This window comes from Erysipelothrix sp. HDW6B (genome assembly GCF_011301115.1).
Taxonomy (GTDB): domain Bacteria; phylum Bacillota_I; class Bacilli_A; order Erysipelotrichales; family Erysipelotrichaceae; genus Erysipelothrix; species Erysipelothrix anatis.
Window position 1 is genome coordinate 2,041,513 of record NZ_CP049860.1, and the last position, 12,124, is coordinate 2,053,636.

Below are 12,124 nucleotides of genomic sequence, written 5' to 3' on the forward strand. Positions count from 1 at the left end.
CTTACGCCTAAATCTATAGTCCAATTATATCATGCCCCTAGAATACGGTACCACTTCGATACTTTAAAACCCATTGAAATAGTCCCGCGTTTATTATTTTTGCAGTTCGTATAGAGCCCGATTGAGCGCCAGTACATGCGTGAGCTTGTGATTATCCGTATGTGTATCGATTAATTCAAGAAGATCCGTTTCTGATAAACCCGTTGCCGCGCTCACCCGAGTTACTTGAAAGCGTGCAGCCTCATAACTAATATGTGGATCTAACCCAGATCCCGATTCTGTGACCAAATCCGTCGGCACCAATTTTTCTGGTGATAAAGCTACCAGACGCGTTTCAATGCGCTCTTTCAGTTCCGAATCGGTAACACTGTAGTTATTCGATCCCGACCCAAAATCATTGCCCTGCATATTGTAGAAGACGCGGGATGGTCGTCCCCAAAAATACGTTGATTCTTCAAAATTCTGCCCAACTAATTCTGATCCGACAATGACACCATCCTCATACATAAGACTACCATTCGCTTGATGCGACATTGTAAGTTGCGCAACACCAGTAAGTGCTAAGGGAAAGATACCCCCACACATGAGTGTAAGTACGATGACAAAGATCCAGTTTTTTATTGTTTTTTTCATACAACCTCCTAGATTCCCATTATTAAGAGTATGGGTGCAATAATTACGTCAATAAGTTTAATGGCAACAAAAGGTGTAATGATGCCGCCTAATCCAAAGACAATAAGGTTTCGCGTGAGTAAAGCATCTGAACTCGTTGGTCGGTACTTTACACCTTTCATCGCAATAGGTACTAATGCTGGAATAATTAAAGCATTGAAAATGAGAGCACTAAGAATTGCGGAAGTCGCTGAGTTTAAATGCATGATATTTAAGACTTCCAACGCTGGCACTGAGGCCACAAAAAGAGCTGGTAAAACCGCGAAGTATTTGGCAATATCATTCGCAATACTAAACGTAGTTAAAGCACCACGCGTCATGAGTAGTTGTTTCCCAATCTCAACAATATCTAAAATTTTAGTAGGATCAGAATCTAAATCAACCATGTTCGCTGCTTCTTTCGCTGCAATCGTACCGCTATTCATCGCGATTCCAACATCAGCTTGGGCAAGTGCTGGCGCATCATTGGTGCCATCACCCGTCATCGCAACTACTTTGCCTTGTGCTTGTTCTTGCTTGATCACATCAATTTTGTCTTCCGGTTTACATTCTGCGAGAAAACCATCTACACCTGCTTCTTGAGCAATTGTTGCTGCCGTTAATGGATTATCACCAGTACACATAATAGTCTTTATACCCATGGCTCTTAAACGTGCAAACCGTTCGACAAGCCCTTCTTTAATTGTATCTTTGAGATAGACGACACCCAGAATTTCATTATTTTTAATAACTACTAAAGGCGTACCGCCAAGTTTTGAGATAGCGTTAACGTGTTCATCTAAATCTTGAGGTATTGTTTGACCACGGTTGAGAGCATACGTTTTAATTGCATCAGCTGCCCCTTTCATGACTGTAAGATCATCCCGCTCATAGCCACTCATACGAGTTTGGGCCGTAAATTCTTGAAATGTAGCACCTTCACGTAAAGTCGAGTCATTGTGAATACCTTGTGCAGAAGCAAGTGCAACTATCGATTTTCCTTCAGGCGTATTATCATCCATTGATGCAATCATCGCATATTCAGCAAGTGTCTTAGCGGAAACACCTGCCACAGGTAAAAACTCATGTGCCATCCGATTTCCATAGGTAATTGTTCCGGTTTTGTCCAAAATCATGACATCAACATCACCCGAAGCTTCAACCGCTTTGCCTGACATTGCGATGACATTAAAGCGTGTCACACGATCCATTCCGGCAATACCAATTGCGGACAACAGCCCACCAATCGTCGTTGGAATAAGACAGACACTCAAAGCAATAAGAATTGACGTAGGAATGGTGATACCTACATACATTGCTAATGGCTTCAAGCTCACAATCACAATCACAAAGATAAGTGTCAGAGAAACCAAAAGTGTACTTAATGCAATCTCATTCGGTGTTTTCTTTCGAGATGCACCCTCAACCATCGCAATCATTTTATCGAGAAATGATGCTCCTGGTTCTGACGTAATTTCAATAATCAAGGCATCACTTGTAACCGTTGTCCCTCCAGTCACAGAGCAAAAATCACCGCCTGGTTCCTTTACGACAGGTGCAGATTCTCCGGTAATTGCAGATTCATCTACCGTTGCTACACCTTCAATCACTTCACCGTCATTCGGTATCGTTTCACCAGCAACGACACGGACACGATCACCTCGTTGCAACATCGCTGCAGCAACTTGCTCAATTGATCCGTCAGACATAATGCGATTTGCCATCATATCTTTCTTCGTTTGACGAAGCGTGTTAGCTTGTGCTTTTCCACGTCCTTCAGCCAACGATTCCGCAAAGTTGGCAAATAGCAATGTCAACAGTAATATAAACGCAACAATCGCATTAATTGTTTGCATCGATGCGTCTGGATCGCCAAACGCTGTCGGTGCAACCGTTAAAATAACACTTAAAAAGAAACCAATCTCAACCACAAACATAACTGGGTTTTTAATCATGTAGCGAACATCCAATTTTTTAAAACTATCCAGGATTCCTCGTTTGATTATATTTTTATTCATATGATACCTCTATAATCCCATACTAACCGCTTCGGCGATGGGTCCTAAAATAAGAGCTGGGAAGAATGTAAGTGCAGAAATTAAGACAATAATTACAATTAATGCAATCGTGAACAAGGGTGTATTCGTGTTTAGTGTTCCAATCGATTCACTCATACTTTGTTTTTTCAACATAAGCCCTGCAATACTTAACTGCAAGTACATCGTGACATAACGGCCAACAAGCATAACGAAACTTGTCGATAGATTCCAAAAGACAGTATTATCAGCCAAGCCTTCGAAACCAGATCCATTGTTCGCAGCAGCAGATGTAAATTCATACAAGGCTTGAGACAAGCTATGGTGTGTACCCGAACCTTGCATAAGCATCACTGCAAGTGCGGTAAATCCGAGAATTAGTAAGGGATGAATCACAATGACCATCGCAACACGTTTCATCTCTTGACTCTCAATTTTTTTACCAAGATAAGACGGCGATCGACCAATCATCAAACCACACATAAAGACCGTTAGGAACACATACATCATCACATTCATGAGACCAACACCAGACCCTCCAAACACTACATTAAGCATCATGAGAACCATTGGTACCATTCCACCTAACGGAGTCATGGAGTCCAACATACTATTTACTGAACCTGTTGTAAATGCTGATGATACAGTTGTGAAGAGCGCTGACTGCACAATTCCAAAACGCATTTCTTTACCTTCGAAATTCATGGTACTGTCTAACCCTAAGTGCGCAAACAATGGATTACCGCGATACTCAGCATAGACCAACAGGACAAATGCGAGCATGAAGAATACAAATGATGCAATCAAAATCGGTGTGCTTTCAAGCCAACCTTTTTTACCATGTTGTTTACGGACATTAAAACCAAAAGCTAATAACATGCCACCTGGAACCAATGTCATCGTTACCATATTGATGAGATTGCTGATGAGGGTTGGGTTCTCAAACGGTACAGCTGAACCAGCGGCAAAGAAACCACCTCCATTGGTTCCCAAATGCTTGATGGCTTCAAATGCAGCCACTGGACCAAGATACAATGTTTGAGTTTGGCCATTTATTGTATGGACTGTTTGGCTTGCAATCAGGGTTTGTGGTACCCCTTGCCAAACCAACAATAACCCCAGACCAAAAGCAACCGGAATTAAATAACGAATTAGAACTCGCGTCATGTCTTTATAGAAATTTCCAAGGGGTTGTCCGGATAATCCACGAATAAACGCAAATCCTACCGCAATGCCCGAGGCACTTGAGAGAAACATCATGACCATAATGACAAACATTTGTCCAAGTAACGTCAAACTTGTTTCTGGAGTGTAATGTTGTAAGTTGGTGTTCGTAATAAAACTGGATAGTGTATGAATGACTTGGGTCAAACTCATGTTCGATGTTATCCATAAAATAAGACCACCAAGCACAACAGCAATTATATTTACTTTAATCAATGACCAAAAGTATGCCTTCCATGACATATTCTCCTTGGTCCCATCACTTAACAAGAGGAGTGGCGCTTCAATTTTAGAAAACACCTTGTTTCCACGATGTGATGTATTGTTCATAATAGTGTATAAATAACGACCACTTAAATAAATTCCTGCAGCCGCTACGATAAAAAACGATAATGTATAGGTCATAACCATTCCCCTTAGAATTTTTCTGGATGAATTAATGCATAAATGAGATATGCAAAAATAGCAATAATTACAATACTCAGTAAGATCATCGAAAATCCTCCGTTTCTTGAGTATCCCAATTCTAGCATCAGGGGTATTAAGGTGACATTAATAATTTGACATAAAAAAAGACCGTAACTTTCGGTCTTATTTTTCATACTTTATCATGCGATATCCGACCCCTACATGGGTTTGAAGGTATCGAGTTTCAGGATCATACTGTTCTATTTTTTTACGAAGTGTCGTTACAAAAACACGGAGTGCAGGAATGTTGTCGGAATACATTCCCCATACTTCGCGAAGTATTTTTTGATATGTAATCACTTTCCCCATATTTTCAACCATGAGCAACAGTAACTTGTATTCGGTTGGGGTTACGTGAACATCTTGACCTGAAACACTCACCGTTTTCGCATCATTATCAACTACAAGATTGCGGTTAGTATAGATGTTGGTTTCATCTTCATGACGACGCATTCGCCGTTGCAAAACCCGAATTCGAACCATCAACTCATCCGCTTGAAACGGTTTCGTTATGTAATCATCAGCACCCGCATCCAACGCTTCAATTTTATCTTTTACCTCAGCTCGTGCACTCACAATAATAATGGGTATATCCGAACTGTTACGTATTTGCGTAACGACCCAAACCCCATCTTTGTCCGGGAGTCCTAAGTCAAGAATCACGCAATCAAACACCGCTTCATGGAACAACTTCATACCTAAGCGAGCACTTTTCGCTACGGTCACAGCATACCCATCTTGGATGAGGGTATTCCGCATCAAATTTTGTATTACAGGATCATCTTCAATCATTAATAGTTGTGGTTTCATCGACTTCAAACCTCCTTAACATAACACTAAAGCATGCACCATGGGGCATAACATCCTGAACTGTAATTCGTCCCTTATGGGCTTGAATGATCTCATTTACTAAGAAGAGACCAAGACCCATACCACGGCGACTGTCCTGATTTTGCGTGTAAAACATCTCAAAAAGCCGCGATTTATCAACTATCCCTGGGCCCTGATCTTCAAAATGAACTGCTACCCATTCACGATCGACAACTTCTGTCGTTATCTTAATAGAAGTACCATCTGGCGTATATTTTAAAGCATTATCCAATATATTTGTGAACACTTGAATCATGAGTTTCGAATCGACATTAACAGTTGCGAGGACATCTGAATCCACAATTTCAATGGCATGGTTTTTTGCTTTCGTACGAACACGCTGGACACTTTCATCAATTAAATCTTCGAGAATTTCTCCCTCCAAATGTAACATCACGTGGTCCTGGTCAATCTTCGTCATTGCTAAAATATTCTCGACCAAATCAATCAACCACAAGGCATCATTTCGGACATCATCATAAATCGCATGCGTTTTAACTGCATCTAAGGACGATTGTTGGAGCAAATCCATATTTCCCAGTATCGTAGTGAGCGGCGTGCGTAAGTCATGAGAAATCGTCCGAAGTATTGTAGAGCGCAGTTTTTCCTGTTCAATCAATAACGCATTCTGATTTTGATCTTCATCGAGCGAAGCTTTCTCTAAAGCAAGACCCCCTTCATTAATCAACGATACAAGTAGATTCTTCTCAAAAGGATCCATCCCTTCTTCGTGATTCTCAAAACCAAGAACAGCGACAACTTTGTCGACAGAGCGAATTGCAAGATATGTCATTTTTGCATTGGACAACGTATTAGTCTGGGCACCTGCGCGTTTATTATTCTCATATACCCATTGTGCAATGGCACGTTCTTGTTGCGTTAAGAGCACATCATGAATATAATCTGAATTCAAATCACTATACACCGTTGGAATAAGTTGTTCTTCTTCCAAAGTGTAAATGATGACAGATGTGTTAAGTAGTTTCTTCACTTGGTGACCAAGAGCATCAATGATTTCACTGCGGTTGGACGCACTTTGTAATCGCAAGCTTGTCTCTAGCAAAATATCCGTACGATATGCTTTCTTAGCGGATTGAATATCTTTCTGTTTAAGTTTTGTCGTGAGTGTGCTTGTAACAAAAGCAGCGATAAACATAAACAAAAAGGTGAAGGGGTAGCCCGTATCATAAGCTTGCAAGGAAAACTGTGGTTGCGTAAAGAAATAGTTGAAAACTAACACCGATACCACCGATGCTAGTGATGACCAAATACGCCCCCGCGTCAAAATAGAAATGAAGAGCACCCCTAGCAAATACACAACAATAATATTGGATTCACTGAATCCTTGTTCTGCAAAAATAGCACCCATAGCGGTTGCAAGAACGATGATGCCAAATGCAACAAACCCATCTTTCCATTGAAAATATTCTTTTTGGATAATACTTGACCGACGGTGGTAATAAGAAGACGCTTGATCAGGAATCACATAGATGTCAATCATTGGCGCAAATTCTGACAGTTGATCAATAATACTTTGTCCTTTAAAGATACTGCGTTTGCGAATACTGCGGCCAATCACGATTTTAGATACATTACTAATTTTGGCATACTCTGAAAGCTGTAGTGCAATATCATCACCATATAAGAGCGATACTTGAGCATTTAGCTCTTCCGCCAAACGTATGTTGGCCTTGAGCTGTTGACGTGAAACATCATCGATTTCGTCGGTTTCATCTTCAACATATACTGCTGTAAACGTTGCGTGAAAAGCATCTGCCATTCGCGCTGCAGTCCGGATAACTTTCTCATTCGTAGGAGATGCCGAAAGGCACACCAGGATATGTTCTTTCGTAAAGTATGGAGAAGTCTTATAACTGTTTTGATTAATCTGATCAGCTGCTTTACGCAACGCAATTTCACGTAAAGCCACAAGGTTTTCCTCTGTAAAAAAATTGTCCAATGCACGTTTGGCTTGCTCACTTTGGTATATTTTACCTGCATGTAAACGGTCCATAAGATCACGAGGGGCAATGTCAATTAATGCGATTGTTTCGGCCTCATCAAAAATTCGATCTGGAACACGTTCATTAACAACGATACCGGTAATAACTTCAACGACATCGTTCAGACTTTCAATGTGCTGAATATTAACCGTAGTGTACACATTAATGCCATTATGCAAAAGTTCTTCGATATCTTGATATCGTTTATGATGACGAACCCCTGGAGCATTTGTGTGCGCCAACTCATCAATCAGAATATACTCTGGATGACGCACTAATGCAGCTTCAAGATTAAACTCTTGTAATGCTAAGTTTTGTCGATACACTATTTGCGGTTCGATCATCTCAAGGTTTTTAATTTGTGCTGATGTTTCGGGACGCTGGTGTGGCTCAATGTAACCTGCAACGACATCATGCCCATTTTCTTTTAAAGCATGGGCTGCCTCCAACATCGCATAGGTTTTACCAACACCTGCGGCATAACCAAGAAATATTTTTAGACTTCCACGTTTCATCTGTATCACCTCAACCCAAACATACCACATACGGTATTAAGACGGTATTAAATGATACGCCACATAAAAAGCCTGTACAATGTTCCTTCTTCATCGTACAGGCTTGAAAAATATAAACTATTTAAGTGTTACTGCTACGAAATGTCCGGGGTCAATTTCATACCAATCCGGATCGATATCTCCTTCTCTAAAAGCTCTAAAATCAAACACATCTGTTTCGCCTGAGAAATAGTCAAGGGAATGACGTTCATGTTTTTTCCCCGCGATATCTGTTTTTAAGAATGCCGCAATTAAGCGTTTCGTATATGGATGGGTTGGTTTATCGAAGAGAGCCGCAATCGGTGCTGCTTCCACAATCTTTCCCCCGTGCATAACAATGATATCATCCGCCATTTGGCTAATGACACCCAAGTCATGGGTAATAAACATAATGGATGTTTTAAAGTCACGTTTCAAATCATTCATCAGTTTCAAAATTTCTGCTTGAATAATTACGTCCAATGCAGTTGTCGGTTCATCCGCAATTAATAATTTGGGATTACATGCAAGGGCCATCGCAATCATAACACGTTGGCTCATTCCTCCTGAAAGTTGGTGGGGATAAGACTTCAAGATCCGTTTGGCATTCGGAATCTTGACAGCTTCCAACATCTCAAGTGATTTCTGCGACGCTTCTTTTTTTGATAGTCCTTGATGGAGGATAAGTACTTCATTAATTTGACGCTCAACCGTAAAAACAGGATTCAAACTGGTCATCGGTTCTTGAAATATCATCGATATTTCATTCCCTCTGATTTGTTGGAGTTCTTTTTCCGGCATCGTCGAGATGGCTTTATCTTCAAAGGTTATGGTACCTTCGTGAATTTTTTGATTGGCTGTAAACAATTGGAGAATTGACATCGCAGTTTGGCTCTTACCACTTCCGGATTCCCCCACAATTCCCAATGTTTTTCCAGCTTCAACTTTGAATGAAACACCATTGACAGCCTTTACAAGTCCGTGACGGGTTGTAAAGTATGTGTGCAAGTTATTAACTTCTAAAATGCTACTCATGCTGCTTCACCTCTTTCTTTCAAATGACATGCGACAAAGTGGCCTGGTGATACTTCAAACCAATCTTTATCAGCTTCGCCAGTTTCATCAAATAAGAATTCAAATCGTGTATCTTCACGAGATTCATACAATGCCTCATCGGCATTTAAGCGTGGGATTGCATCTAAGAGACGTTTTGTATACGGATGCTGTGGATTGGTAAAAATTTCATCTGCAGGCGCCAACTCCACAAGGTTCCCAAAATACATAACTCCGATTCGGTCACTAATATAACGGACCACACCCAAGTCGTGAGTAATGAATAAATACGTTAAATTTTCTTTCTCTTTTAACTCCTGAAGTAAGTTAATGATCTGTGATTGAATCGAGACATCCAATGCACTAACCGCTTCATCACAAACAATAAATTTAGGTTTAAGTGCAACCGCACGGGCAATTCCAATTCGTTGTCGTTGTCCCCCTGAAAATTGGTGTGGATAACGATTTCGAAATGATTTGCTGAGGCCACATTTTTCCATGACATCTTCAATGTATTCGATGTAACCTTCACTTTTTTTGCTTTCGAAGACACCATGTGTAATCAACCCTTCACCGATAATATCTCCGACTGTAAAGCGCGGATCTAACGATGAGTAAGGATCTTGGAAGATGATTTGGATATTATGACGTAATCCGCGTAACTCTTTCGTTGATAACGACGTTAAGTCAATACCATGATCTAAAAATGATTCAAAGTATGCAAAACGCTCATGATGGCGTAACGTTTCTTTCACAGCTTCAACTTCAGCTTCGATTGCCTCAAAAACTTGTGTTTCAGCATCAAATTGAACTTGAAGACGTTTTTCATTAGCTTCTAATTTTGCATCGGTTCCGACGATTTTCAAGCGAGCCTGTGTCATATATAAATCTTGATGAATCTGTGCTAACTTTGAACCTGCGCTGTATCGTTTAATCAATAACTGCCTCACAAAGTTAAGATCAGCATGCACTAGCAAGCCACCTGCTAGCTTTAGAACATTGCCGTACTTCTTATTAAAGTCGATTTCCTTAAGACGGTACATATCGATACTTGCTTCATCATTTTGTTGCACTTCCAAAGCTTTTAACTCTGCAAAATCTTTGTCATATGAGCCTGATATTTTCGGTATTGAATCATAGGTTTCCTTGACGTAGGAAGGCATAAGATTTTCAATGGTATCGCCATAAAACATGGTTGTTCCACCTGTTTGTTCCTGAAGTTGAATCAGTGTGCGACCAAACGTCGATTTCCCGCACCCTGATTCACCAACAATTCCCAACGTTTCACCTTCAAATATTTCCAAGGAAATATTTTTATTTGCCTTCACATACTCTTGGTGACGTTGGAAGACACTGGATTTTTTGACAGGGTAGTACTTTTGTAAGTTTTGTATTTTAAATAATTGTCGTGTTGTCATCTTGAATCCTCCTAATCACGCATCTTTGGATCAATTGCATCACGTATCCCATCGCCCAATAAATTAAAGGCTAAAATAGTTAGCATGATTGCAAGTCCAGGATACACTGTAAGATAAGTATGTGTACGAATATGTTCGCGTCCTAAACTTAACATGGTACCCCATTCGGCAACAGATGCTTCGATTCCTAAACCTATGAATCCAAGTCCAGCTGCCGATAAAATTGCGGAAGCAACACCCATGGTTGCTTGAACAATAACCGGTGATAAAACGTTTGGTACAATGTGTTTTATCATGATTGATGTATTGGATAAGCCAATCGCATGAGCCGCTTCAATGAATTGTTTCTCACGAACAGACATAACCGCTGATCGGACGATACGGGTATAACTCGGAATTCCTCCAATACCAATTGCTAAAATTAAATTCATCAAACTCGGACCAAACGAGGCAACAATCGCAATTGCGAGTAGTATCGATGGAATTGAAAGCAGGACATCTGTAAAGCGCATAATCACTGTATCGACTTTACCGCCGTAATAACCTGCTAGTAATCCAAAAATACCACCGAAGAATAATGAAATAATAACAGCAGAGATTCCGATGGTGACCGATACACGGGCTCCGTATAGAATACGACTAAGGACATCTCGTCCAAGTGCATCAGTCCCTAACAAATGCGTTTTGTTAGGATGTTGAAGTGCATTTGATAAGTTTTGTTCTGTCATCCCAAAGGGGGCAATTTTGTCTGCAAAGATAGCAACAAAGACAAGAACAACAATAAAGATTAAGCCAATAACTGCGCGTTTATTCTTGATTAATGCACGCCATATATCGCGAAATGATCCTTCAGGAGCAACCACGATGTCTTGATTTTTATTACGTTTAAACATATTGGATCTCCCTTCTATTTGTATTGTGAACGAATTCGTGGATCAATATAGCCATAAAGAATATCAACACTCAAGTTCACAATTGTAAAGATAAATGCAATAAAGAGGACACCACCTTGAACGACGATTAGATCACGTTGACGAATTGCATTAACCATCAATGTTCCAAGACCATTAATACTAAATACGGTCTCTGTTAACACTGCTCCACCAAGTAATGCTCCAAACTGTAATCCAATCACGGTTACAACAGGGAGTAATGCATTTCGTAGTGTATGGACATAAATGACACCTCGTTGAGATACCCCTTTAGCATGAGCCGTACGAATAAAATCTTGCCCCATCACATCAAGCATACTTGAACGGGTAATTCGGGCAATCGATCCAATTGAACTCGATGCAAGGGTAATAACTGGTAGGACCATTTGCTGCCAGGTTTCGAAACCGGTTGACGGGAACCATTTTAGTTGTAACGAAAAGACAATGATGAGGAGTAGTCCTTGCCAAAATGTTGGCATCGACACACCCAAAAGTGATACAAACATTGTTCCATTATCCACAGCTGAATAAGGTTTACGGGCTGCAAGAACTCCCAATGGGATCCCAACCGCAGCAGCTAGTAAAATACTATATCCAGCAAGTTTCATTGTATTTGGAAAACGCGTCATAATTTCAGTGAAAACGGGACGGTTATTGACAAATGAGCGACCCAAATCAAACTTTAAGAACGCATTTCCAATATATTTGAAATATTGGATGAGGAAGGGCTGATCCAACCCCATTTCACTTCTTAATTGAGCAATTGCCTGAGGTGTTGCAGATTCACCGAGTATTAAGGTTGCGGGATCTCCTGGTGAATAATGCATGATTGCGAAGACAATCAATGATACACCCAAGAGAATTGGAATGACCCACAGAAGTCTTTTTAGAACATATTTGTACATTGTACTCATCCTTTCTTTTAAAAAAAGAGTG

The 12,124-nt window shown here is 40.4% G+C and carries 10 protein-coding genes; all 10 read right to left on the reverse strand.

Going from position 1 to position 12,124, the window contains the following annotated elements:
• Positions 1-93: 93 nt before the first annotated feature.
• Positions 94-633, reverse strand: a complete 540-nt coding sequence (locus G7061_RS09810; protein ID WP_166120981.1) for a potassium-transporting ATPase subunit C — start codon at positions 631-633, stop codon at positions 94-96.
• Positions 634-641: 8 nt separating this feature from the next.
• Positions 642-2,669: a potassium-transporting ATPase subunit KdpB gene (gene kdpB / locus G7061_RS09815; RefSeq protein ID WP_166082381.1), complete on the reverse strand. Its 2,028-nt coding sequence runs from the start codon at positions 2,667-2,669 to the stop codon at positions 642-644.
• Positions 2,670-2,678: 9 nt separating this feature from the next.
• Positions 2,679-4,316 carry a potassium-transporting ATPase subunit KdpA gene (gene kdpA / locus G7061_RS09820; protein ID WP_166120983.1) on the reverse strand — a complete coding sequence of 546 codons (1,638 nt, stop codon included), beginning with the start codon at positions 4,314-4,316 and terminating at the stop codon, positions 2,679-2,681.
• 11 nt (positions 4,317-4,327) lie between these two features.
• Entirely contained in the window at positions 4,328-4,513 is a 186-nt protein-coding gene (gene kdpF / locus G7061_RS11035) for a K(+)-transporting ATPase subunit F (protein WP_201288174.1), read from the reverse strand.
• Positions 4,503-5,189 carry a response regulator transcription factor gene (locus G7061_RS09830; RefSeq protein WP_159639348.1) on the reverse strand — a complete coding sequence of 229 codons (687 nt, stop codon included), beginning with the start codon at positions 5,187-5,189 and terminating at the stop codon, positions 4,503-4,505. Before G7061_RS09830 ends, kdpF begins: the two co-directional genes overlap by 11 nt.
• Positions 5,164-7,767 carry a sensor histidine kinase KdpD gene (locus G7061_RS09835; protein WP_205700095.1) on the reverse strand — a complete coding sequence of 868 codons (2,604 nt, stop codon included), beginning with the start codon at positions 7,765-7,767 and terminating at the stop codon, positions 5,164-5,166. The genes G7061_RS09830 and G7061_RS09835 overlap by 26 nt, the downstream gene beginning before the upstream one ends.
• A gap of 117 nt (positions 7,768-7,884) precedes the next feature.
• Entirely contained in the window at positions 7,885-8,820 is a 936-nt protein-coding gene (locus G7061_RS09840) for an ABC transporter ATP-binding protein (RefSeq protein WP_159639350.1), read from the reverse strand.
• Complete coding sequence (locus G7061_RS10965) at positions 8,817-10,256, reverse strand: ATP-binding cassette domain-containing protein (RefSeq protein ID WP_166120989.1); 1,440 nt, start codon at positions 10,254-10,256, stop codon at positions 8,817-8,819. Before G7061_RS10965 ends, G7061_RS09840 begins: the two co-directional genes overlap by 4 nt.
• 11 nt (positions 10,257-10,267) lie before the next feature.
• Positions 10,268-11,149 carry an ABC transporter permease gene (locus G7061_RS09850; protein WP_159639352.1) on the reverse strand — a complete coding sequence of 294 codons (882 nt, stop codon included), beginning with the start codon at positions 11,147-11,149 and terminating at the stop codon, positions 10,268-10,270.
• 14 nt (positions 11,150-11,163) lie between these two features.
• The gene (locus G7061_RS09855) at positions 11,164-12,093 is read right to left on the reverse strand and encodes an ABC transporter permease (RefSeq protein ID WP_159634096.1); all 930 of its coding nucleotides are present in this window, start codon (positions 12,091-12,093) and stop codon (positions 11,164-11,166) included.
• Positions 12,094-12,124 lie beyond the last annotated feature (31 nt).